The organism is Amycolatopsis sp. FU40 (genome assembly GCF_021903635.1).
Lineage (GTDB): Bacteria > Actinomycetota > Actinomycetes > Mycobacteriales > Pseudonocardiaceae > Amycolatopsis > Amycolatopsis dendrobii.
On record NZ_CP091381.1, the window covers coordinates 6306657 to 6330044 of the forward strand.

The 23388-nt window shown below is 68.5% G+C and carries 23 protein-coding genes; 12 read left to right on the forward strand and 11 right to left on the reverse strand.

The window, feature by feature from the left end; genetic code table 11:
* Positions 1 to 16: 16 nt before the first annotated feature.
* Positions 17 to 1321: a S8 family serine peptidase gene (locus L3Q65_RS29485; protein WP_237597200.1), complete on the forward strand. Its 1305-nt coding sequence runs from the start codon at positions 17 to 19 to the stop codon at positions 1319 to 1321.
* A gap of 111 nt (positions 1322 to 1432) precedes the next feature.
* Positions 1433 to 2080 (forward strand): Pr6Pr family membrane protein, encoded by a 648-nt coding sequence (locus L3Q65_RS29490; RefSeq protein ID WP_182889940.1) that lies wholly within the window; start codon positions 1433 to 1435, stop codon positions 2078 to 2080.
* Here L3Q65_RS29490 and L3Q65_RS29495 read toward each other — a convergent pair.
* Positions 2040 to 3260, reverse strand: a complete 1221-nt coding sequence (locus L3Q65_RS29495) for an NADH:flavin oxidoreductase/NADH oxidase family protein (protein WP_182889939.1) — start codon at positions 3258 to 3260, stop codon at positions 2040 to 2042. The genes L3Q65_RS29490 and L3Q65_RS29495 overlap by 41 nt on opposite strands.
* 94 nt (positions 3261 to 3354) lie before the next feature.
* Between L3Q65_RS29495 and L3Q65_RS29500 the strand changes: the two genes are divergently transcribed.
* Positions 3355 to 3978 carry an MBL fold metallo-hydrolase gene (locus tag L3Q65_RS29500; RefSeq protein ID WP_182889938.1) on the forward strand — a complete coding sequence of 208 codons (624 nt, stop codon included), beginning with the start codon at positions 3355 to 3357 and terminating at the stop codon, positions 3976 to 3978.
* Between the two features lie 76 nt (positions 3979 to 4054).
* On the opposite strand, the gene L3Q65_RS29505 is transcribed toward L3Q65_RS29500, so the two are convergent.
* Positions 4055 to 4525 (reverse strand): DUF309 domain-containing protein, encoded by a 471-nt coding sequence (locus tag L3Q65_RS29505; RefSeq protein WP_182889937.1) that lies wholly within the window; start codon positions 4523 to 4525, stop codon positions 4055 to 4057.
* A 67-nt stretch (positions 4526 to 4592) separates the two neighbouring features.
* Between L3Q65_RS29505 and L3Q65_RS29510 the strand changes: the two genes are divergently transcribed.
* Positions 4593 to 6032, forward strand: a complete 1440-nt coding sequence (locus L3Q65_RS29510; protein WP_182889936.1) for a GuaB1 family IMP dehydrogenase-related protein — start codon at positions 4593 to 4595, stop codon at positions 6030 to 6032.
* 53 nt (positions 6033 to 6085) lie between these two features.
* Here the strand turns inward: L3Q65_RS29510 and L3Q65_RS29515 are convergent, their stop codons facing one another.
* Positions 6086 to 7372, reverse strand: a complete 1287-nt coding sequence (locus tag L3Q65_RS29515) for a PhoH family protein (RefSeq protein WP_093573301.1) — start codon at positions 7370 to 7372, stop codon at positions 6086 to 6088.
* Positions 7373 to 8107: 735 nt separating this feature from the next.
* On the opposite strand from L3Q65_RS29515, the gene L3Q65_RS29520 reads away from it, so the two are divergent.
* Positions 8108 to 8356 carry a hypothetical protein gene (locus L3Q65_RS29520; protein ID WP_067576545.1) on the forward strand — a complete coding sequence of 83 codons (249 nt, stop codon included), beginning with the start codon at positions 8108 to 8110 and terminating at the stop codon, positions 8354 to 8356.
* 105 nt (positions 8357 to 8461) lie between these two features.
* Here L3Q65_RS29520 and L3Q65_RS29525 read toward each other — a convergent pair whose 3' ends face one another.
* Positions 8462 to 9220, reverse strand: coding sequence for an isoprenyl transferase (locus tag L3Q65_RS29525; RefSeq protein ID WP_182890249.1), 759 nt, complete (start codon positions 9218 to 9220; stop codon positions 8462 to 8464).
* Positions 9221 to 9325: 105 nt separating this feature from the next.
* On the opposite strand from L3Q65_RS29525, the gene L3Q65_RS29530 reads away from it, so the two are divergent.
* Complete coding sequence (locus tag L3Q65_RS29530) at positions 9326 to 10000, forward strand: hemolysin III family protein (RefSeq protein ID WP_199817900.1); 675 nt, start codon at positions 9326 to 9328, stop codon at positions 9998 to 10000.
* Positions 10001 to 10123: 123 nt separating this feature from the next.
* On the opposite strand, the gene L3Q65_RS29535 is transcribed toward L3Q65_RS29530, so the two are convergent.
* Entirely contained in the window at positions 10124 to 10804 is a 681-nt protein-coding gene (locus tag L3Q65_RS29535) for a peroxiredoxin-like family protein (RefSeq protein ID WP_237597201.1), read from the reverse strand.
* A gap of 116 nt (positions 10805 to 10920) precedes the next feature.
* Between L3Q65_RS29535 and L3Q65_RS29540 the strand changes: the two genes are divergently transcribed.
* Positions 10921 to 11565 (forward strand): TetR/AcrR family transcriptional regulator, encoded by a 645-nt coding sequence (locus L3Q65_RS29540; protein ID WP_237597202.1) that lies wholly within the window; start codon positions 10921 to 10923, stop codon positions 11563 to 11565.
* Positions 11566 to 11853: 288 nt separating this feature from the next.
* Here L3Q65_RS29540 and L3Q65_RS29545 read toward each other — a convergent pair whose 3' ends face one another.
* From L3Q65_RS29545 to L3Q65_RS29560, 4 genes are all read right to left on the reverse strand, one after another.
* Positions 11854 to 12540 carry a class I SAM-dependent methyltransferase gene (locus L3Q65_RS29545; protein ID WP_237597203.1) on the reverse strand — a complete coding sequence of 229 codons (687 nt, stop codon included), beginning with the start codon at positions 12538 to 12540 and terminating at the stop codon, positions 11854 to 11856.
* 19 nt (positions 12541 to 12559) lie between these two features.
* Complete coding sequence (locus L3Q65_RS29550) at positions 12560 to 14455, reverse strand: acyl-CoA dehydrogenase (RefSeq protein WP_237597204.1); 1896 nt, start codon at positions 14453 to 14455, stop codon at positions 12560 to 12562.
* 58 nt (positions 14456 to 14513) lie between these two features.
* Positions 14514 to 15068: a hypothetical protein gene (locus L3Q65_RS29555; protein WP_182889934.1), complete on the reverse strand. Its 555-nt coding sequence runs from the start codon at positions 15066 to 15068 to the stop codon at positions 14514 to 14516.
* 94 nt (positions 15069 to 15162) lie between these two features.
* On the reverse strand, positions 15163 to 17154 hold the full coding sequence (locus tag L3Q65_RS29560) for a thioredoxin domain-containing protein (protein WP_237597205.1): 1992 nt from the start codon (positions 17152 to 17154) through the stop codon (positions 15163 to 15165).
* Between the two features lie 179 nt (positions 17155 to 17333).
* Between L3Q65_RS29560 and L3Q65_RS29565 the strand changes: the two genes are divergently transcribed.
* The 5 genes from L3Q65_RS29565 to L3Q65_RS29585 all read left to right on the forward strand — a co-directional run bounded on the left by L3Q65_RS29565 (position 17334) and on the right by L3Q65_RS29585 (position 22064).
* A complete protein-coding gene (locus tag L3Q65_RS29565) occupies positions 17334 to 18881 on the forward strand; it encodes a hypothetical protein (protein ID WP_182889932.1) in 1548 nt (515 codons plus the stop codon).
* Between the two features lie 231 nt (positions 18882 to 19112).
* Complete coding sequence (locus tag L3Q65_RS29570; protein WP_237597206.1) at positions 19113 to 19514, forward strand: hypothetical protein; 402 nt, start codon at positions 19113 to 19115, stop codon at positions 19512 to 19514.
* A complete protein-coding gene (locus L3Q65_RS29575; protein WP_237597207.1) occupies positions 19511 to 20125 on the forward strand; it encodes a DUF3558 domain-containing protein in 615 nt (204 codons plus the stop codon). Before L3Q65_RS29570 ends, L3Q65_RS29575 begins: the two co-directional genes overlap by 4 nt.
* Positions 20125 to 21330 carry a hypothetical protein gene (locus tag L3Q65_RS29580; RefSeq protein WP_237597208.1) on the forward strand — a complete coding sequence of 402 codons (1206 nt, stop codon included), beginning with the start codon at positions 20125 to 20127 and terminating at the stop codon, positions 21328 to 21330. The genes L3Q65_RS29575 and L3Q65_RS29580 overlap by 1 nt, the downstream gene beginning before the upstream one ends.
* Before the next feature lie 20 nt (positions 21331 to 21350).
* Positions 21351 to 22064, forward strand: coding sequence for an ESX secretion-associated protein EspG (locus tag L3Q65_RS29585; protein ID WP_237597209.1), 714 nt, complete (start codon positions 21351 to 21353; stop codon positions 22062 to 22064).
* Between the two features lie 21 nt (positions 22065 to 22085).
* Here L3Q65_RS29585 and L3Q65_RS29590 read toward each other — a convergent pair whose 3' ends face one another.
* Both L3Q65_RS29590 and mca read right to left on the reverse strand, forming a co-directional pair.
* Positions 22086 to 22433, reverse strand: coding sequence for a hypothetical protein (locus L3Q65_RS29590; protein WP_182889928.1), 348 nt, complete (start codon positions 22431 to 22433; stop codon positions 22086 to 22088).
* Positions 22430 to 23344: a mycothiol conjugate amidase Mca gene (gene mca / locus L3Q65_RS29595; protein ID WP_037816719.1), complete on the reverse strand. Its 915-nt coding sequence runs from the start codon at positions 23342 to 23344 to the stop codon at positions 22430 to 22432. Before mca ends, L3Q65_RS29590 begins: the two co-directional genes overlap by 4 nt.
* Positions 23345 to 23388 lie beyond the last annotated feature (44 nt).

Consider the following 23388-nt stretch of genomic DNA (forward strand, 5'->3'; position numbering starts at 1 on the left):
TCGATAGGAGAAAAGCATGACGTTCCGGGTGAAATCAGCCGTCCGGCGATTCGGGCGGCCGATGACCCTGCTGGCGGGCGTGGCGCTCGCCGCCACCGTGGTGGCGGCACCGGCCAGTGCCGCGCCAACGCCGCCGCGGCAGCCGTCGCGACACCACTTCTCGGCTGCCGCACAGTCGTTCGTCGGCGCGACCACGGTGCAGGATCGGGTGGCGCGGCTCAACGCGGCGATGGCCAAGCTGCCGAAGGAAAGTGGCGCGTACAACGCCACGAAGCTGTGGAACCAGGGCATCACCGGCGCTGGGTCCACTGTGGCCACGCTGGTGTCCTTCGGCGACGACAAGGTCAAGCAGGTGCTGGACGAGTACTCCCGGCAGCACGGTCTGCCGCCGGCGAACGTCGAGGTGCTGCAGCCGTCCGGCGCGGTGCCCGCGTGCACCGATCCTGGCGTGGACACCGCCGCCTGCCAGTCGTGGGGCGGGGAGACCGATCTCGACGTCACGATGATGCACGCGATGGCTCCGGGCGCGAAGATCGTCGTCGCCGCGACCCCGATCGCCGAGACCCAGGGCTTCGCCGGTCTGCCGGAAATGATGCACGCCGTCGACTACCTGACCGAGCACCGGATCGCGGACGTGGTCTCGATGAGCTTCGGCACCACCGAGGAGAACTTCCCGTCGTTCGAGTCGATCAAGACCCTCGACCCGGCGCTGGAGCGGGCGAGCAAGGCGGGCGTCACGCTGGTGGCGTCGTCGGGTGACGACGGCCCGACCGGGGCGTACCTGCAAGGCCCCGGCCGGTATCCGTACCGCGTGGCGAGCTGGCCCGCCAGCGACCCGAACGTCACCGCGCTCGGCGGCACCCAGCTGCACCTGGACGCGAACGGCGTCCGCACCCAGCCGGACGACCTCGTCAACGCGGCGGACAACGGGTTCAGCGAAGGTGCGGGCGTGTCGAAGGCGTACGCGCGGCCGTCCTGGCAGAACCACGTCAAGAAGATCACCGGCAGCACGATGCGGGCGTACCCGGACATCAGCATGGAAGGCGTCCAGGGCACGTCGCAGTCGGCGCCGTTGTTCGCCGGGGTGCTGGCGCTGGCGGTGCAGGCCAAGCACGGGCGGCTGGGCCAGATCAACCCGGCGCTGTACTCGAAGCTGGGCCCGCAGGGCGCCGCTGCCGGGATCGTCGACGTCACCAAGGGCGACAACAGCCAGTGGGACGTCGAAGGCTTCAAGGCCGGTCCGGGCTACGACATCGCGAGCGGCTGGGGCACGATCGACGCGTCGGTCTTCGTGCCCGCCCTGGTGAAGGCGGTGCGGTGATGCGGTAGTCGCCAACCCGCGCCGCGGACGGGCAAGTTCACCCGGCCCGGCTCGACCGGTCATGGTCGTGTCGGGCCGGGCGGGCCGCCCCGGAGCCGTACTGTCAGCGGCATGTCCTCGAAAGCGTTGGCCCGGCTGTGGTTCGGGGTGACCGCGGTCGTCGTGCTGGCCGCGCTCGTGATCCAGATCGTCGCGCTGGTGCCGCCGCAGGGACGGTACGTCAGCTTCGGCGGACGAGTGGCGAACCTGTTCACCTATTTCACGATCATCTCGAACGCCCTCGTTCTCGTCACCAGCGCGGCTTTCGCTCGCGGACGCGGCACCTCGCCGCTGATGCGCGTGCTGTGGCTCGACGCGCTGGTCGGGATCGTGGTGACCGGGGTCGTCTACCAGGTCGCGCTCGCCGGGCTGTACGAGTTGCACGGGCTGAGCCTCGCCGCGGACATCCTGCTGCACCGCGTCACCCCGGTGCTGTGCGTGCTCGGCTGGCTGCTCTTCGCGCCGCGGGTGCTGGAGTGGCGCACCGTGTGGTGGTCACTCTGCTACCCCTTGGCGTGGCTGGTTTTCACGCTCGTCCGCGGGGCGATCGACGGCTACTACCCGTATCCGTTCGTCAACGCCGACAACCTCGGCTACGGACAGGTCGCGCTGAACTGCCTGCTCATCGGCGTTTTCTTCATCGCGCTCGCCAGCGGTGCCCGAATCGCCGACCGGCGGCTCACGCGCGCACCCGGCGAAACGCGTTCAGCGGATCGCTGAGCCCGGCCTGGGCCAGCGCCCGCCACGCGCCGCGCTTCAGGTCCACCGGTTTGCCCGCGGCGACGCGGTGCATCTGCTGGGTGTGCCACTGGATCTCGAGCAGGCTGTCGGCGAGCCGGATTCCCGTGTGCGGGCACCGGCGTTCGGCTCGCACGTCCTCGCCCGCGAGCAGCCGTCCCGGCAACGCGGGGTCCACAGTGAACGGACGACCGATCCCGATCACGTCCAGGGCACCGGACTCCAGCGCCTCCGCCATCCCCGCCGCCGTGGTGAACCCGCCGGTGACCATCAACGCGACGTCGCTGATCTGGCGGGCTTTCGCCGCGTAGTCCAGGAAATACGCTTCCCGCCGCTGCGTGCTCGCCCGGCCGGACCCCATCATCACGGCCCGTTCGTACGTGCCGCCGGAAATCTCCAGCAGGTCGATCCCTGCCTCGCCCAGCGCACGGACGACCTGCAACGACTCGTCCTCGTCGAAGCCGCCGCGCTGAAAGTCCGCGCTGTTGAGCTTCACCGAAACCGGCACGCGATCGCCCACCGCGCCCCGAACCGCCCGCACCACCTCAAGCAGGAACCGGCTGCGGTCGCGCCCCCACTCGTCGTCGCGACGGTTCACCAACGGCGACAGGAACTGCGAAATCAGGTACCCGTGCGCGCCGTGAATCTGGATCCCGGCGAACCCGGCATCGACGAACGTCCGCGCCGACAACGCGAACCTCGCCACCACCGCTTCGATCTCGTCCCCGGTCAACGCCCGCGGCGCCGCGAACGCCGTCCGCACTCCTCGATCGCCGAACGGCACCGCAGACGGCGCGACCGGCTGGCGCGACAAATACCGAGGACTCTGCCGTCCGGGATGGTTGAGCTGCACCCACAACTGCGCGTCCGTGCCGTTCACGGCCTGCGCCCACGACCGGTACGCCGCCGGGTCGGGCTCGGCAGGCACCGCGACGTTGCGCGGTTCGCCGAGCGCGGTGGGATCCACCATCACGTTGCCGGTCACCAGCAGGCCCGCGCCCCCGCGCGCCCAGGTCCGGTACAGCTGCGCGAGTTCGGCGGACGGCGCGTTGCGACGGTCGCCGAGTTGCTCGCTGAGCGCCGACTTCGCGAGCCGATGCGGCAGCACGGCCCCGCATTGCAGTTTGAGCGGTTCGGCGAGCAGGTCCCGAGGGTCGGTCATGAGCAGTCCCGTCGTCGCAGCTAACTTACCGCGAGTAAGGATACTCGAAAGTAGGTACCGGCGGTATGCCTCGCGGGCCACTAGGGTCTGCGGCATGACGGCCATAGTGCAGAACCTGGTCACGTCGGGCGTGTTCGAGCTCGACGGCGGCAGCTGGGACGTGGACAACAACGTCTGGATAGTCGGCGACGGCTCCGAGGTGATCGTGATCGACGCCGCGCACGACGCGGACGCCATCGCGGACGTGGTCGGAGACCGCACGGTCCGCGCGATTGTCTGCACCCACGCGCACAACGACCACGTCAACGCCGCCCCCGCGCTGGCCGACCGCACCGGCGCCCCGATCCTGCTGCACCCGGCCGACCGGGTCGTCTGGGACCTGACCCACCCGGACCGCGCCCCCGACGGCGACCTGGCCGACGGACAGGTCATCACCGTCGCGGGCACCGACCTCACCGTGCTGCACACGCCCGGCCACGCCCCCGGCGCGATCTGCCTGCACAGTCCCGACCTGGAAGTCCTCTTCACCGGCGACACCCTGTTCCACGGCGGCCCCGGCGCGACCGGCCGCTCGTACTCCGACTACCCGACCATCGTGAAGTCCATCCGCGACCGCCTCTTCCCCCTCCCCGACGCGACGATCGTCCGCACCGGCCACGGCGAAGCGACGACCATCGGCAAGGAAAAGGCCGGATCGGCGGACTGGCCCGCTGCCTGACCGTTGCGGCCCTCGTGAGTGTTTATGCCGGTTCTAACCGGCATAAACACTCACGACGGCCACCATCGCCCCGCGCCTACCCGGCGGCCAGCCGAGGAACCTCCGGAACCACCCGCACCCGCTCCCGGGCCTCCGCCGCAAGCGCTTGCGCCCACTGCTGCAATCCGGCCACGTCCACCCCGTGCGGCGGCTCCTCCCGGAACGGCGCGATGTTCTCCGCGCCCCGCTCCAGCAGCGCGACCGCCCCGTTCCCGTTCCCGCGCAACGCGTGCGTCAGCCCCACTGCCAGCTGGGCCAGGCCGCGCCACAGCTCACGCTCCGGCCCGTCCGTCGCCTTCCAGGCGTCCTCGAAGACCTCGTGGGCGTGGAACGGGCGGCCGGCGTCCAGCAGGTCCTGCGCCTCGGAGAGGGTCTCCTCCGGGGTCCGCTGCACGCCTTCGGGCTGACGCGGCACGCCGTCGGAGCCGTACGGCAGCGGGCGGCCCAGACCATCACGAGGACGGGCGTTGCGGGCTCGTCCCTGGTCGTCGCGATCACGGCTGTCCACCTGGCCATTGTCCCACGTGCCACGCCGGGTTAGCGTCTCGCGCGCAAGCCACGTAGCCTGGTGACTCGTGCGCTTTCTGGATGGGCACGTGCCCGCTCACGACCTGACCTACGACGACGTGTTCCTGCTGCCGAACCGTTCGGACGTGGAATCCCGCTTCGGCGTCGACTTGTCCACTGTGGACGGCACTGGTGCCACGATCCCCTTGGTGGTGGCCAACATGACGGCCGTCGCCGGGCGGCGGATGGCCGAGACCGTCGCTCGCCGCGGCGGGCTCGTCGTGCTTCCGCAGGACGTCGACACGGCCGCGGTGGCCGAAATCGTCTCCTGGGTGAAGTCCCGCCACGCCGTCTGGGACACGCCGCTGGTCCTCACCGGCGGCGACGCGGTGGCCGACGCCCTCAACCTCGTGCACAAGCGAGCACATGGCGCGGTCGTCATCGTCGACGGCGACGGCAAGCCGGTCGGCGTCGTGGACGAGGCCGCCTGCGCTGGTGTCGACCGCTTCGCGCGACTGGCTGACGTCGCCGAACCCGCCGTCGTCACCGTGCCGCTCGACACCCCGCCGCGCGAGGTCTTCGAACTCCTGCACAGCCACGGCGGACGGCTCGCGCTCGGCCTCGACGCCGAGGGGCGCCTCGCCGGCGTCCTGACCGCGGTGGGCGCGTTGCGTTCGGAGATCTACACCCCAGCCGCCGACGCACAGGGCAAGCTGCGCGTCGCCGCCGCGGTCGGTGTGAACGGCGACGTCGCGGCGAAGGCCGAAGCGGTGCTGGCCGCGGGCGTCGACACGCTGGTCGTCGACACCGCGCACGGGCACCAGGAAAAGATGATCGCCGCGCTCAAGGCGGTTCGTTCGGTGTCGCCGAAGGTGCCGGTCGTGGCGGGCAACGTCGTGACCGCCGAAGGCACCCGCGACCTCATCCACGCGGGCGCGGACGTCATCAAGGTCGGTGTCGGCCCCGGCGCGATGTGCACGACGCGGATGATGACCGGCGTCGGCCGCCCGCAGTTCTCCGCGGTCGCCGAGTGCGCCGCTGCCGCCCGCGAACTGGGCAAACACGTCTGGGCCGACGGCGGTGTGCGGCACCCGCGCGACGTCGCGCTTGCCCTGGCCGCGGGCGCGTCGGCGGCGATGGTCGGCTCGTGGTTCGCCGGCACCCACGAATCCCCCGGCGACCTGCGCTACGACGAGCAGGGCCGGCCGTACAAGGAGTCGTTCGGGATGGCGTCGAAGCGCGCCGTCGGAGCTCGCACGCGCACGGACAACGTCTTCGACCGCGCCCGCAAGGCGCTGTTCGAGGAGGGCATCTCCACGTCGCGGATGGCGCTGGACCCGGCCCGGCCCGGCGTCGAAGACCTGATCGACTCGATCTGTTCGGGCGTCCGCTCGTCCTGCACGTACGCGGGCGCGCGCACGATCGAGGAGTTCCACGAGCGTGCGGTGCTGGGCGTGCAGTCAGCGGCCGGGTTCGCCGAGGGACGTCCGCTGCCGGCTGGCTGGTGAGACCTCGTGAGTGGCAATCACGGTTAGAACCGTGATTGCCACTCACGACCAGATCAGCCGTGGTCCTCCAGCATTTCGGTCACCAGCGCCGCGATCGGCGAGCGCTCCGAGCGGGTCAGGGTCACGTGCGCGAACAGCGGGTGTCCCTTCAGCTTCTCGATCACCGCCGAGACTCCGTCGTGCCTGCCGACGCGCAGGTTGTCCCGCTGGGCCACGTCGTGCGTGAGCACCACCCGCGACGCCGAGCCGAGCCGTGACAGCACGGTCAGCAGCACGTTGCGCTCCAGCGACTGCGCCTCGTCCACGATCACGAACGTGTCGTGCAGCGAGCGGCCCCGGATGTGTGTCAGCGGCAGCACTTCGAGCATGCCGCGGTCGAATACCTCGTCCAGCACGTCCTGGCTGACCAGCGCGCCCAGCGTGTCGAACACCGCCTGCGCCCACGGCTGCATCTTCTCGCTCTCGGACCCGGGCAGATAGCCGAGATCCTGACCGCCGACCGCGTAGACCGGGCGGAACACCACGACCTTGCGGTGCTGCTGGCGTTCCATCACCGCCTCCAGGCCCGCGCACAGCGCCAGCGCCGACTTGCCGGTGCCCGCGCGCCCGCCGAGCGAGACGATGCCGACGTCGGAGTCCAGCAGCAGGTCGAGCGCCACGCGCTGCTCAGCCGAGCGGCCGTGCAGGCCGAACGCCTCGCGGTCGCCGCGCACCAGCCGCACCCGCTTGTCCGCCGTGACCCGGCCGAGCGCGCTCGAACTGCCCGCGAGCAGCCGCAGCCCGGTGTGGCACGGCAGTTCGCCCACCTCGCCGAGGCCGAATTCCGCCGGATCCGCCGAACCGCCCGAGAAGAGCGCGTCGATCAGTTCCTGCGGCGCGTCCACGTCCGCCATGCCCGTCCAGCCCGACGGCGTGACCTCCTGCGCCCGGTACTCGTCCGCGGTGAGCCCGACCGCACCCGCTTTGACCCGCAGCGGGATGTCCTTCGTCACCAGGGTGACCGCGGGCTGCTCCGTCGCGAGGTTGAGCGCGCACGCGAGGATGCGGTGGTCGTTCGAGTCGGTACGGAAGCCCACTGGGAGGACGGACGGATCGGTGTGGTTCAGCTCGACCTGGAGGGTGCCGCCCTGGTCGCCGATCGGGATCGGGGCGTCGAGCCTGCCGTGCTTGAGCCGGAGGTCGTCCAGCAGCCGGAGGGATTCCCTGGCGAACCAGCCCAGTTCGGAGTGGTGGCGCTTGGCCTCCAGTTCGCTGATGACGACCAGCGGGAGCACCACCGCGTGTTCGGCGAACCGGGTGACCGCCCACGGGTCGGAGAGCAGCACCGACGTGTCGAGCACATAAGTGATGCGTGGGGATTCGGGCGAGATCGAGGCTTTCTCCGGCGCTTGAGCACCGGTCGAAGAACGGCCTGAGGCCTTGCGGGGTGAACGCTGCGCAGTCACGACGGCATCTCCCTCGAGGGCGTGTGCACCCCACGCCCGCACTCGCTGGGCCGGGCACCTCCCTGGCTGGGTCCGCACTCCCTGACGCTGGCTGCGTCAGGCGGCACGGCCACGAGGGCCGGGTGCCGGCCCCCTCGTGCATCTCGTGGGCGGCTGAGCCGCCCCCTCGATCAACGCCACGACCAGGGCCTCCCGCGAGAACCCGCACGGAACGCGAGCCCTCTATCCCGGAAGGTACCTACGTCCGCCCCGTCGTGCAGGCAGCCACACAGGTGATTCGCCGATTCGTCATCCCACCGTCGGTCGCCCGCAACAGAGTGTCCACAGTGCTCACTCAGCGTCACAAGGTCCGGCGATCGGGGGGTCGCACAGAAGGATGATCATGGAAAATTAATCACCGAGTGCAGGCAATTCCCAGGTAAAGGGCCTTGTACCACGGGCCAGACCGGAATGCATTTCGCGTCCTGGACACTGAACCGTACCGAGTGAACTGGGCCTTCAAGCGCTCACACAATGGGCGTACGCACCATTCGCTAGAGGCCATTCGGGGGTAATTTCCTTACTGCGGGACACACCACCGGAACACTCCGGTGCCCCGAATCCCAGTATCTCTACCTAGGAGTGTGCGAAGTGCTGAAGAAGGCTGGAATTGTCGCCGGTGCCGCCGCGGGTCTGATGATGATCGGCGGGACGGCGTTCGCTTCCCCGGCCGCGACCCAGGGCGCTCCGGACCCGACGTTCGGCGACGCCTACGCCACCTTCATCGAGGGCGGCGGCGCGCTGGGCTACGGCGCCGCTTCGCTGGTCGCCGGCGCCTACACCGGCGTTGCGCTGACCCCGGCGCTGGTGGCCCACTCGATGGAGCACCACCACGGCTGAGCCGTCTCGCGCGAAGGCCCCGGAGCCCTGCTTCGGGGCCTTCGCGGCGTTCGCGGCCGGGTCGACCGGCCCGGCTGGGTGGGTCCGCCGGGCCGGTTCGCCGCGTCAGGCCCCGAACCGCCGGTGCCGCCAGGCGTAGTCGCGCATCGCGCGGAGAAAGTCGACGCGCCGGAATGCCGGCCAGTAAGCCTCGGTGAACCAGAATTCCGAATGCGCGGACTGCCAAAGCAGAAATCCGGAAAGCCGCTGTTCACCGGACGTTCGGATAATCAGATCCGGATCCGGTTGACCGGATGTGTACAGATGTTCCGAGATGTGGTCGACATCGAGGATTTTCGCGAGTTCGCGAATCGAAGTGCCCTCGTCGGCGTGTTGCAGCAGCAGCTTGCGGACGGCGTCGGCGATCTCCTGCCGCCCGCCGTAGCCGACCGCGATGTTCACCTCCATGCCCGAGTGGTTCTCGGTCCGCGCCGCGGCGGCGGTGAGCTTCTGCGCCACCTCGAGCGGCAGCAGGTCGAGCGCCCCGACGATGCGCAACCGCCACGGCATCTCGGCCCCGGCGAGCTCGTCGGTGACGTCGGTGATGATTTTCAGCAGCGGGGTGAGCTCGTCCGGATCGCGGTTGAGGTTGTCGGTGGAGAGCAGCCACATCGTCACGACCTCGACCTCGGCCTCCTGGCACCAGCTCAGGAAGTCGGCGATCTTCTTGGCCCCGGCGCGGTGCCCGTCGGCCACGTCGGCGAACCCGGCCTCGCGCGCCCAGCGGCGATTGCCGTCGAGCATGATCGCGATATGCCGCGGATGACGGCCCGCCGACTGCTGGATCAGACGGCGGCTGTAGATGCTGTAGACAACGTCGGACATGAAGGACCGGAGGCTCACGCCGCCCGAGCGTACGCACCCCTGCGTTAGTGGTGTGACGCGCCACGGGGGCTGGCAAAAAACCTACGGTCCCGTAGCCTTGGCTCGGTGAGCGTGACGATCGAGCCCCCACCCGTCCCCGAGGACACTCGCCCCCGGCTGCGCGGCCATATCCACTTCTGGTCGTTCTTCGGCGCGGTCGCCGCGGCCGCCACGCTGATCAGCCTCGCCGCGTCGACGGTCTCGCCGGTAGCCGCACTGGCGACGTCCGTGTACGGCCTCACCGTGCTAGGCGTCTTCGGCGTGAGCGCGCTGTATCACCGCAGGCTGTGGAGCCCGCGCGCGTACAAGTGGATGAAGCGCGCCGACCACTCGATGATCTTCCTGTTCATCGCCGGCACGTACACGCCGTTCACCCTCCTGGCCATGTCGAAGCCGACCGGATACATCGTCCTGGGCATCGTCTGGGGCGGCGCGATCCTGGGCGTGGCGATGAAGATGCTGTGGCCGCACGCACCGCGCTGGCTGGGCGTGCCGATCTACATCGCGCTCGGGTGGGTCGCGGTGTTCGTCCTGCCGGAACTGCTGAGCCATGCCGGGGTTGCGGCTTTGGTGCTGCTTTGCGTGGGCGGGCTGTTTTATACCGTTGGGGCCGTTTTTTACGCGGTCAAGTGGCCTAATCACTGGCCGGAGACCTTCGGGTACCACGAGTTCTTCCACGCTTGCACAGTGCTGGCGGCGGTTTCGCATTACATCGCGATCTGGTTGGCGATGTACTCCTAGCTGCGGCTTGGTTTCTGTCGAGCTTTCTCAGGCCGTCTCCAGGCCGTCACACTGCCTGGGGACGGCCTGAGTCGTTTCCGAAGCGGCGACGGGGCCCGCTTCTTCGGAAAGAGGCCGTGGCGCTCAGAGCAGATCGAGCGCTGTCGCGATCTCCTCGACCTCAGTGCGAGTGGTGTAGTTGGGGTGCACATCGATCCACCGGATCGTGCCTTCGGCGCCGACCAGGACGACCGTCGGCATCGGTACGCCATGACTGCCGTCGGCGTTGGCCGCGGTGAGGTCCAGGCCGAGAGTCGCCTGCGCGGCGCGGGCGCTCTCGGTGGGGGCGGTGAGCACGCCGAGGGCGGCGGCGATCTGGTTGCCGGGATCGGACAGCACGGTGAAGCTCAGCTCGTTCTTCTCCGCCATAGACAGCGAGCCGTCTGGCTTCTGCGGGCTGATCGCGATCAGTTCAATGCCCCGTTCGGCGAGCACAGGCACGAGCTGCTCCTGGTAAGCGCGCAGCGCCACGTTGCAGTACGGGCACCACGCGCCTCGGTAGGTCACGACCACAGCGGGCCTGCCATGCCGGGCGGATTCGAGCGTCGCCGGGTTGCCGTGAGCGTCGAGCAGCTCTCCGTCGGGCATCGCCGCGCCTGCGGCGAGCACACCCTCGGGCAAGCCGGCGGCGTCCAGTTCCGCCTGCTCGCCGCCGAAAGCCGCCTGGACCTCGGCTGGAAGTCGACCTGCGATGCCCTGCTGCATGGCGGATACCCGCTCGGCGATGGTGCTGTTGATGGTGGTCACATCAAGCCTTTCGGACACGGGAGGTGCTTCACGGGACAGGGGCCGAGCCCCAAACTGGATTGAGCTATCCAGTAGTACCGGCGGAAAACTGGATAGTCAAATCCAGTTTTGGTGAACTTCCGTATCCTGCAGGGGTGAGCGAGACCGTGACCCCGGCTGCCGAGGGCGCCGGCGCGACGAAACGGACGACCCGCGGGCTCGTCACGCGTGAGCGGATCGTCGCCGCCGCCGCACAGCTGATGTTCGAACGCGGCGTCGCAGGCACCAGCACACCCGACGTCCGGGACGCGGCTGGGGTCAGCTCGTCGCAGATCTACCACTACTTCGCGGACAAGAGCGCTCTCACCCGCGCGGTGATCGAGTTCCAGACGGCTCGCATCCTGACCGGACAGCGAGTGCTCCTCTCCCGCTTGGACAGCTTCGAGGCGCTGCGCGACTGGCGAGACGCGATCGTGCAGATCGAACACGATCTCGACTGCCGCGGCGGCTGCCCGCTCGGGAGCTTGACCAGCGAACTCGCTGAACACGACCCTGCCGCGCGCACCGCATTGGCGGAGGGCTTCACCCAGTGGACCGATGCGATCCGCGACGGCCTGCAGGACATGCTCGACCGGGGCGTGCTGCGCGACGACGCCGACCCGCACCGCCTGTCGTTGGCGACGATGGCCGCACTGCAGGGCGGCCTGCTCCTCGCGCAGGCCCAGCGCAGCACTGCGGCGCTGGAAGCCGGGCTGGACGCGATGATCGAACGCATCGCGTTCCACGCTGTCGCTCCCTGACGGGCCGGGCAGACGGCTGCGCTCAACTTCGTGAGATCGCGGCGAGTCCGCTGGCCGTAGGCCTGGGCACCGTGCTTCGCGGCCAGGATTCACCTGTCCGGGCCGACGAGGAAGTTCGCCCGGAAGCCCGCGGTGGCGTCCACCGGTGCCGACGGTCCACCGCCAACCTTCGTGCCGAGTCGATCGAGCGATGCCACGCAGTACGTGATGTGGCTTAATCGCTGTCGTCGCACTCGTATCGAGAAGAATCCATGACCGCTTCGTCGCGATCTGGTTGGCGACGCACTCTTAGCGAACCGCGCGCACGTACAGAAACACCGGTGTTGTCCGCAAGATCCTGTCCAGTTCCGGGTCTTCCACTCCTGGGGCCGGTTGCGGTTCCTCCACCGCGTCGATCGCGAATCCGGCTTCCAGCAGCGACGTGAAGACCGCCGATACCGGGCGGCGGTACATCCGCCCGGTCACAGTCTTTCCGTTCCAGTCCCAGTTTTCGCTGATCAGCTCGACGCGGTGGTAGTCCGTGCGATCGGAACGGAGCCAGCCGGTGATCGGGTGGTGGATGGAGAACACCAGGGCACCGCCCGGTTTGAGGCAGCGGTGCAGTTCCGCCAAGAGCGGGCCCCAATCCTTGAGGTAGTGCAGGACCAGCGACGCCACCACCACGTCCGTCGAGGCACTCGGCACCATGGTCAGCGGTTCGTTCAGGTCCGCGGTTTCAAGCCTGGCCCGGGCGCCCAATCGTTTCCTGGCGAGGTCGACCAGGCGGGGATCGTGGTCGAGCCCCAAGACCTCAGCGCCGGCCGCGGCCAGATGCTCGGTCAGACCGCCGCCAGCGGAACCTAGTTCCAGGATCTGTTTGCCGGCCGTCTCACCGGCGAGACGCATGATCGCTGGACGGTCATAATGCGCGTTCGGCCCGCTGTTTTCGACAAAACTCGTGTATCGCTCGGCATGATCTCCGAAGAGTTTCGACACCTCGCCAAGCGTACCGATTTCAGCCGTTCAGCATCGGGGCTGCCAGGAACTGCTCCGGAACCGCGAACCCATCCACCAACGTCCGCGCATGGGGCCGCAAAGCCCCGCACAGCGCGTTAACCGCCGCAGTCACCGCCTTGGAGCGGCTTGCTGAGATGCGGCCGTGCTCAAGGAACCACGCGCGGTCTGCTTCGATCGTCGACAGGGCGTACAGGTCGCAGAGCCTCGAAAGCAGCGCAGCCGCGTCCGGGTCACTACAGCTGGAGACAGCGCGGGCGAAGGCGTCGAGGATCAAGCGGTCCACGTGTACGCGGCCAGCGAGCAGCACATGGTCCTGTACAGAGTTGAAGACACCAAAAGGATCCGAAGCAGCACCGCGGAGACGGTTGGCCACACCACTCAGCACGTGCTCTTCACGGTCCTCGAAGAGACGCTGTTGCCACTCCCGGTCGAAGAGCACCGAAGCATCGTCAGACTCTGTAAGGCGCTCCAGGAACTTCCACGCGGCCGACCGTTCCATGACGGTGTCCACCAGTTGCTCAGCGACAAATCGCGCCGTCGCCAGGGGGCTGAGGTCCTCGAAGTGTTCCTTGTACTGCGTCAGCAAGCCCTTCGCGACCAGTTGCAACAGCACGGTGTTGTCGCCTTCGAAGGTGGTGAAAACATCAGTGTCGGCTTTCAACCCGGCCAGCAGGTTCTCCGCCAAGTATCCGCTGCCGCCGCAGGCTTCGCGGGCCGTTTGGATCGCCGCGGTTGCGTGCCAGGTGTTCAGGGCCTTCAGACCGGCGGCGCGGGATTCGAGTTCGCGTTGCTCTTCTTCCGGCGCGTCGGAGGCGATGTCGTGCAGGGCGGCGACCAGTTCCTCCTGCGCGAAGTGCAAAGCATAAGTCTTCGCCAACGCTGGCAGCAGTTTTCGCTGGTGCCCCAGGTAATCGAGGATGACCACCTCGTCACCCTCCGGCCGCTGGAACTGCCGCCGCTGGTCGCCGTAGCGGATTGCCAGGGTCAGGGCTCGTTGGGTGGCGCATCCGGCGCTGCCGCCGACGCTCACGCGGCCGCGGATGAGCGTCCCCAGCATCGTGAAGAACCGGCGGCCGTCGCTCTCGATGGGGCTCGTGTAGGTGCCGTCTTCGGCTACGTCGCCGAAGCGGTTCAGCAGCGCTTCCCTTGGCACGCGGACCTGAGCGAAGGTCAACCGTCCGTTGTCGACGCCGTTCAAACCCGCTTTCACGCCGCAGTCCGCGATGGTGACACCAGGAGCCGGAGCACCCGAATCGTCGCGGATCGGGACCAGGAAAGCGTGTACGCCACGGGATTCGCCGCCGGTGATCAGTTGCGCGAAGACCACCGCGAGTTGCCCGTCGCGGGCGGCGTTGCCGATGTATTCCTTGGTGGCGCCGGGATCTGGGCTGTGCACGACGAATTCGCGCGTCGAAGGGTCGTAGGTCGCGGTGGTGTGCAGGTGCTGGACATCCGAACCGTGGCCGTGTTCGGTCATCGCGAAGCACCCGAGCAGGTCCAGATTCATGATGCGGCGCAAGTATTTCTCATGGTGCGCCGCGGTGCCGAGCAGCTGCACCGCACCGCCGAACAGGCCCCATTGGACCCCGGCCTTGACCATCAGCGACAGGTCGCCGTAGCCGAGCATCTCGAACGACATCACCGACCCGCCGACGTCGCTCAGCCCGCCGTACGCGGCGTCGAAGCCGAGCGCGGGACGGTCTGTCTCAGCGAGTTTCCGCAGCTGGTCCAGCACCTGGACGCGGTGCGCCTCGACGTCGAGGCCGATCGTGTCCCGGAACTTCTCCGTGCTCATCTGCGCGCGCACGTCGCGCTTCAACCCGGCCCAGCGTCCATCGAGGACGGCGGTCAACGCGTCCGGGTCCACTTTCTCGGGCACAGCAGGGACGTCCACGGTTCCTCCGATACAGCAGGCTGCCTCCAGCCTGCCGCAGCGGAGGAAATCCCGCAGCTCAGCCCAAATCGGGCCCCTTCGACCGCAGGTCGTCGACCTTGGTCATCGCTTCGCGCAGTTCGGACAGCCACGCGTCCGCGTGCTCGCCGACCAGCCGCACCGCCCAGGCCAGCGCCTCGGACCGCGACCGCGCGACGCCGGCGTCCACGAGCGTGTCGAGGACCAGGCGTTCGGGCTGCCGCAGCCGGGTCATCACCGGCACGGACAACGTCGTGAAGTGCACCGTCGTGCCGCCCAGCTTCGCGCCCCACGCCACCTTGCGCTGGTAGCGGTGCTCAGCCTGCCGCGCGATCTCGATCCGCTCGTCGCGGGTTTCCTCGCGGAACCTGCTGATCCGCCCGTCCGCCGCCGCCGCGCGGGCCGCGTCGTCGGCGTAATCGCCGGTCAGCGCGGGCAGCTCGCCGACGATGAGGATCTCTTCGCGGTCCACGGTGAGTTCCGGGTCGCCGGTGAACCAGCCGTCCGGGAGCCTCCCGCCGAACCACGCCGCCGCGTCGTCCGCCGACGGCACTTCGGCCTGCTGCCAGCCCCGGCCTTTCCAACCTCGCCCCATGACGTCCACCATCCTTGATTACATGATTACGTCACTACTGAAGCTACGCTGATTCCACCGAAGCAGGTAGTGCGTTCACCAGGGGCGGAATTCGTCAGAGCTGGGCGATGAGCTGGTCCGCCGCGGTCACCGGGCGTTCGCAGACGTAGCCGCGGCAGACGTATGCCGCCGCCTCGCCGTCGACCAGCGGCCGATCGGCCAGCAGCGGGACGCCGGACGCGTCCGGCTCGCCGCCGAGCACGATGCCGCCGCCGTGGATGTGCCGTGCCGCGGCGGCCATCAGCTCCGCACGGTCCGCGCCGACGACCGCGACCTGCACCGGCCCGGACTGCGCCGCCTCCGCCACGGACAGCCAGTGCCCAGCGAACCGCGGCACGCGCGCGGCGAGCAGACCGACGCGACGCAACGCGAGTTCAGCCGCGTCGCGGTAGCGCGCCGCCTGGTCAGGCCCGGCCAGCGCGGACGCGGTGAGCAGCGCGCCAGCCAGCGCCGAAGCACCGGACGGGCTGGCGTTGTCCGTCGGATCGGACGGGCGCTGCACCAGGATTTCGGCGTCGTCGGCGGTGTCGTGATACGCGCCAGGTGCGGAGTCGGACGCGAAGTGCGCCAAGGCAACGTCCAGCAGCCGGGTCGCTTCGGTGAGCCAGCGCGGTTCGCCAGTGGCCTGGTGGAGGGCGAGAAGACCGTCGGCGAGGCAGGCGTAGTCCTCCAGTACGCCGACCGGTGCGCCGACCGCGCCGTCCCGCGAGCTGCGGCGGAGTCGTCCGTCCACGATGTGCAGGTCCAGCAGCAGGGACGCCGCGCCACGAGCGAGTTCGATCCACTGTGGACGTTCCAACGCGACGCCCGCTTCGGCCAGCGCGGAAATCGCGAGACCGTTCCAGGCCGCGACCACCTTGTCGTCCCGTCCCGGTTGCGGACGCTCCGCTCGCGCTTCGAGCAACGCCTGCCGGACGCGCTCGAAACGGTCGAAATCATCCGGGTCTGCCCGCAGCTGAAGGGTCGATGCGCCTTCTTCGAAAGTGCCCTCTTCGGTCACGCTGAACAGCTCAGCCGCCCACGGACCGTCCACGCCGAGCACGTCGTTGAGCTGCGCAGGAGTCCACACGTAGGTCAATCCCTCGACACCTTCGGTGTCCGCATCGAGCGACGCGGCGAAACCTCCTTGCGGCGTAAGGAGATCGTGCTCAAGGAACCGGACGATGCCTTCCGCCACCCGACGCGCCGACGCCGACCCACGACGCGCGAGATGCGCGTACACTCGAAGGAGCAACGCGTTGTCATACAACATTTTCTCGAAGTGGGGAACGATCCACTCCGCGTCCACGGAGTAGCGCGCGAACCCGCCGCCCAGCTGGTCGTGAATGCCCCCGCGCGCCATCGCGGCCGCCGCGGACTCGGCGAGATCGCGCGCCTGCGCCGAACCCGTGCGCTCGTGGTGGCGGATCAGGAACTCCAGCACCATGGACGGCGGAAACTTCGGCGCGCCACCGAAACCGCCGTGCACGGGATCTGCTTCCTGCGCGAGTTTCGTCACCGCGTCCGCCAAAGCGTCGGCATCGACGGCGGCTTCCTTCAGCGGACCGCTCTGCTCGGCAAGATGCCCGACGATCTGTTTCGCACCCTCGCGCAGATCGTCCGGCCGCTCTTCCCACGCCTCCGCGACCGCCACCAGCAGCTGCGTGAACGAGGGAATCCCCGGACGCGGCGCGGGCGGATAGTAAGTGCCGCAATGGAATGGCTCGCCCTCGGACGTGAGGAAGCACGTCATCGGCCAGCCGCCCTGCCCGGTCATCGCCTGCGTGGCGGCCATGTAGACGGCGTCGATGTCCGGCCGCTCCTCGCGGTCGACCTTGATGTTGACGAAGTGCGCGTTCATCAGGGTCGCAGTGCCTTCGTGCTCGAAGGATTCGTGCGCCATGACGTGACACCAATGGCAGGCGGCGTACCCGACGGACAGCAGAATCGGCACCCCGCGACGACGCGCCTCGGCCAGCGCTTCCGGACCCCACTCCCACCAGTCGACCGGGTTGCCTGCGTGCTGCAGAAGGTACGGGGACGTCGCATCGGCGAGGCGGTTCGTCATGGTGCCGAGTGTGCCTCATGCCGCGCGAGACCGGTCCCGTCCCCGCGACACCAGAAGATCCGGCTTGCCCGGCACTCGCCACGCGCTCTCGTCAGAACGCCGAAATCGACCGATAAATCCGATGAATCACGACGATCGGCCTTGTCGTGCGAAAATCAAGATCGCTAGAATCCTTCTCCATGAAGCGATTCCTTCGCGCAGGCTCGACGCGTTCCGTCACCGCGATCGCATTCATCGGATGTCTTGGTTTGTCCGGTTGCAGTGCCCATGCGGCTTCCGCAGCACCGAACTGGATCAGTTTCGCCCACGGCCGCCTCTCCTACGGCACCGACGCGCAAGGCAACCGGGTCCCCGATTTCTCCCGCGTCGGCTACCGCGACGGCGACGCTCCGCCGCCTGAACTGCCGGCCGCGGCGACAGTCGGGCCGCAGCCGTCCGGCGACGACACCGCACGCATTCAGCAGGCCATCGACCAGGTCGCCAGCAGCGGCAAGCCCGGCGCGGTCCAGCTGACAGCGGGCGACTACCGGCTCGAAGGAACCTTGCGCATCGGTGCCAGCAACATCGAACTGCGCGGCGCGGGCAGCGGCCCGAACGGGACCAGGCTGGTCGCGGCGGGCAAGCTGCACACGCTCGTCACGATCGCCGGCACCGGCTCGCGCGCCTCCGCCGGTGTCGCGGTACCGGTCACCAGCGGCTACGTCCCGGTCGGCGCCGACCAGCTCGACGTGAGCGATGCTTCCTCCTTCCACGTCGGCGACCACGTCATCGTGCAACGCCCGCAGGAACAGTCGTGGATTCACGCGATCGGCATGGACCGGATCCCGCCGCGGCCGAACGGAACGCCGAGCAAACAGTGGACCCCGAACTCCGGGCTGCAGTTCGACCGGACGGTCACGGCCGTCAACGGCAAAACCGTCCGCTTCGACGTGCCGCTGACCAACGCACTGGAAAGCCAGTACACCCACGCCACCGTCACTCGCTACTCGTATCCCGGCCGCATCAGCGGTTCCGGCCTCGCGCACCTGTCCGCGGACGGCGCCGAGTTCGAGCAGGATCCCGCCTGGCACGACGACGGTTTCTTCAAGTCCCAGCTGGCGTCCGTGGACGCCGCGCAGGACAGCTGGATCGACGACGTGGTCGCGGACCATTTCGGTTCCGCCTTCGCGATCGGGCAGAACGCGCTCCGGGTCAGCCTGCTGCGCACCTCGTCTCTCGACGAGTCCGTCCCGCAGGACATCCACGATCAGCCCGCCGCCTACACCATCAGCGGCCAGGAAACCCTGATCCGGCAGTGCACCGTCACCGGCAGCAACCTGCACGCCTGGGTCACCCAGGCCAGGGTGCCCGGCCCCAACGTGGTCAGTCGCTGCACGGCGACGAACACCGGCTCCCGGATCCTCGACGCCGGCCCGCACCAGCGCTGGGCCAGCGGCACTCTCTACGACGACCTGACGATGAGCCCGCCATCGGGACATCTCCAGCTGTCGGACCGGCAGTGGATGGGCAGCGGCCAAGGCTGGGCAGGCGCGAACTCGGTGCTGTGGAATTGCTCCGTCGGCTCGTATCTCGTGGAAAACCCGCCGACCGCGCACAACTGGGCGCTCGGGTGCACCGGAACTCAGGACAAGCCGCAGCCGGACCACCGGAGCGGAGAGATCGGCTCGCCCGGCAAGCATCTGCCGCCGGAAAGCCTTTACGACGAGCAACTGGCTGAACGGCACTGACGAGGCCTTCCCCACTGTCTGCGGCTTAAGACATTCGAGTGATGCTTGTTGTTGGCCGTACGACAGCCGCCCTGCTCAAGTCCATAAACGGCGAACTCCCTTGCGAGTTGCAGTTCGCAAATGCAGACAGGCTTAATCGCGGCGACTAGAGTAACTACCCGGCTCCATAGGGTGACTAACCACCTGGGCCCAGCGGACCCGGGACGATCTACGCAAGGGGAGGCGTACATCGTGGCCGACAATCAGCAGTCCAGCCTGCCTCCGATCCAGCGATTCGGCGGCGCGTCGATCGAGACGATGGCGGTGGCGCCGTTGCTGGGCGACGGGTACTCCTACGACAGAGCGACGCTGGAAGAAATCGCGAAACTCTACGAAAGCCTCGCCGACAAGTACTACCTCGACAGGGACCACGCAGGAATCATCGCGCGAACACAGCCACCCGGGCTGGAGTTTTCCAGCACGGACAACGCGACCATCTTCCGAAATTCCGGGGAAGTCCTGAAAGGTTCGCTGGAGCAATGCGAACGGTACTGTCGTGATCAGGCAGCCAAACATCGCGCGGCACTCAAAAAATACGCGGATGCCGAGCACGCGCACTCGGCCGAAATACGCCGGGCCGGGGGACATCTGTGAGACGTGCCCTAGCGCTCGCCCCGTTGGCCCTGCTCATTCTCGCCGGCTGCTCGGACACCACTCCAGGACAAGCCGTTCCGGCCGACCGCACCGGTCAACCAGCGCCAAGAAGCACCTCGGCGAACCAGGTACCCGGCCCCGGCGTGCCGAAAGTGCCGAACCCCATCGACATCACCAGATTCAAACAGAACCCGTGCGAATCCCTGACCTCGGCGCAAGTCGTGGACCTGCTCGGCGACGAGGCCCGGATCACCCCGGACCCGAACGGCCCCGGCGGGCCCGGCTGCGGCTGGTTCTCCCAGGCGAAAATCGCGGTCGTGTTCCCGAACGTGGACAAGCTGGGCCTGACGTCTGTCTACCGGGCCAAGGGCGGAGCGTATCCCTTCTTCATGCCCCTCGCTCCGGTCGAGGGATATCCGATCGTCGCCTACGGCACGGAGGACGTGCGGGCAAGGCTCGGCGAATGCAACGTCGCGCTGGGCACAAGCGACCGCGAAACCCTGGACGTGTCGATCACTCAATCACCGGCGCACAAAGGCGAGAAGGATCCGTGCGATTCCGCCCGCGACGTCGCGGACAAAGTACTCGGCAATCTGCGAGGAGGACGCTGATGGCCGGTCGATCATTGACCCCGGCGGAGATCTACGAGCAAGTCACCGGCGGGCAAGGAGCCGAATCGCTTGGCGAAACCCGAAAAACCGCCGAGGACCTCAGCCAGCGACTGGTGGAACGGATCGACGAAATCGCCGCCCTCGCAGAAAAAGTGCGTGCCGGATGGCACGGCGTCACCGCCGAGGAGTCAGCGAGCGCGACCGCTCCCCTGATGGCCGCATCCGCGGCCATCAGCGCCAATCTCGGGTTCGCCCGGACCGCGGCGGACGGGCAGGTATCGGCCTTTCACGCTGTCAAGAACACCGTGAAACCGATCGGCGACCGACCGGAAATCAGCATGCAGGACGTGTACGACCTGCTCCACGGCAAACCCGGTTACTTCGGCAAACTCCACCAATGGCAGGCCGACGCCCAGCACAACATCGACGCCTACACCGGCTATCACTCGGCTACGGGGACAAACTCCGACCGCATCCCGGCGCACTACGCGGAGCTGAGCGACACCGGCGCGTCCATTGGGCTCGCCAGTACCAGCACGCCGCGGAAACCGGTCGAGGCGCCTGGCGGACCGGGCGGTGAACCGCCTGACGGCCGCGGTCCTCGTGCGGTCGAGCCGCCTCCTGGCGTAGCGGGACCAGCAGCGGGGCCGGCCGGCCCCGTTCCGAAGCGACGGGAGCCAGTGCCGGCGACCCGCGGCGACCGCCCCTCGACGCACGCTGGCCGCCGCGGACCTGACCCCACGGGAAGCGGTTCTCCGGCGACGCCGTCCGAAGCGGCCAAGCAGTCCGATGCGACTCACACGAGTTCGTACCGTCCCAGCCCGATCGCATTGCCGCCTGGATATCAATTCGGGCCCTCCGGCCAGTCGATCAACCCTCTCGCTACCGAATTCGATCCGGTACCCGGCAGCGGCTACGACTTCAGCAGCCCCGGCGGCAACCCGAACGGCGGCCAAGGCAGCGGAAACCGGGTCGGCGCCCGCACTCCCGGCGAACCGGCTCCGGCCCGCGGCGGCCAAGCCGGAACCCCAGGCGCGGCAGCGAAAAACGGCAACCTGGTCGGCAACGGCATACCGGGGAAAAGCAAGGAAAAGGACAAGGAGAGAACCGCTCCGCCCTACCTCCGAGAGACCGATCCGGACGTGTTCGGCGGGAGCGACGGCAAACCGACCCCGCCGGTGATCGGGGACCGGCCGGTTCGTTAGGCCGGGAGGAAGCGGTGCGCGTGACCGAGCTGTCCCTCGACGCCCTTCTCGGCGCGCTCCGGGAAGCTGGGTTCGCCGAGCCGCATCCGGTGTTTTCGGGGCGGCTCCGGTTCACGGCCGACGATCGGCGGCTCGACCAGACCGTGCGCGACGAGCTGGCCTGGCTCGGCCTGATCGAGCACGGGCGGTTCGTCGACGAGTTCGAGGACGTGCTCTGCGCGCTGGGCCGCGCCGACACGGAATATGTCGCCCACGTCGAGAATCAGGACGTCCGCTACGGCGTGCTCGTCGCCGTCCGGGGCCGGACTGGGGTCAAGGCGTTGTGTCGCAGCGATCGGGTGCGGCTGAAGGTGCTCGACGGCACCCGCACTCCTGCCGGGGCGCTGGTCGCGAGCCTGCCCCGGTACCGGCCAGCTCAGCTGAGCGCGTTCTCCCTGCCGCAGGAGGACTTCCAGGCGGATTTCTCCGACGAGCGCAGCCCGGCCGCCCGCGCGGTCGACGCACTGTTCCAGCAGACCTGGTTCGGGGTCGGCGAAATGGCCGTCGCCGTGCGCGAACCGGGCCGGCCAGGGCGCACGGAAGCCGGGCCGCTGAGCTACCTCGACCTCACCGACGGCCGGGTCGCGTTCGAGGTTGCCGGGCCGGAAGGAAACCGGTACATCACGGTGCTGCCCGGCGAGGACAGCCTGCTCACGGCCAAGCTCGCCGCTCTCCGCGACGGGCTGACCAGCTAGTCCAGCCCCGTCGCGGGGAACTCAGTCGCTCTTCTTGGCCGCCGCCGCGTCCGGCTTCTTCTCCGCCGCAGCCGTCTCCGGTGCCTCTCCGGCCGACTCCGGACCAGCCTCGACGGCCTCGGAACCGGACTCCGAACCAGCCTCTTCCTTGTCGAAGCTCTGCGGCACCTTCTTCAGGTGCTTGCTCATCGAGCGAACCAGGAAGACGACCGCGATCAGGAACAGGATCAGCACCAGCAGGCCGACCGGCGAGGACTTGCCGAAGTCCTCGCCCTGGCCGCCGTTGTCCCCGCTGTCCGGCTGCTGGGCCAGTACCAGCGCCGACGCGGTGAGCGGGACGACCGCGACGGCCGGCACACCGAAACTCATGGGCTCACCTTCTCCTTGATGCCTGCGAACAGATCGTCCTCCGGCAGCGTGCTGTCCACCAGGGAGCGGTTCAGCTCGTACTCCTCAGTGGGCCACACCTCGCGCTGGATCTCCAGCGGCACGGCGAACCAGCGGCTGGTCGGGTCGATCTGCGTGGCGTGCGCCTTCAGCGCCTCGTCGCGCACCTCGAAGTATTCCCCGCACTCGATCCGGGTCGTCACCCGCTCCATGATGTCGGCGCGGTTCGGGTCCCAGGACTTGAGCCACTCCTCGTACGGCGACTCCAGCCCGGCCTCCTTGAGCGCGGTGTCGAACGCCACCATCCTGGCCTTGGAGAACCCGTGCATGTAGTAGAGCTTGAGCGGCTGCCACGGCTCGCCCGCCTCCGGGAACCGCTCCGGGTCGCCCGCCGCGTCGAAGGCCGCCATCGACACCTCGTGCGTGCGGATGTGGTCCGGATGCGGGTACCCGCCGTTCTCGTCGTAGGTCGTGATGACGTGCGGGCGGAACTCGCGGATCACGCGCACCAGCGCCTCGGTGGACTCCTCCAGCGGGATCACCGCGAACGAGCCCTCCGGCACCGGCGGAAGCGGGTCGCCCTCGGGCAGCCCGGAGTCGATGAATCCCAGCCAGCGGTGGCTCACGCCGAGGATCTTCGCCGCGCGCGCCATCTCCTCGCGGCGGATCTCGGTCATGTTCGCCAGCACGTCCGGCCGGTCCATGGCCGGGTTGAGAATGCTGCCCGCCTCGCCTCCGGTGCAGGTCACGACCATGACCTCGTGCCCGTCGGCGACGTATTTGGCCATCGTGGCGGCGCCCTTGCTCGACTCGTCGTCGGGATGGGCGTGCACCGCCATCAGGCGCAGTCGCTGCTTGCGGTCTTCTGTTGTCAGCTCGTCGGCTCCCACCATGGTCCGAACGGCCCTTTCCTGTCCTGTTATTCCGTGACACCTGG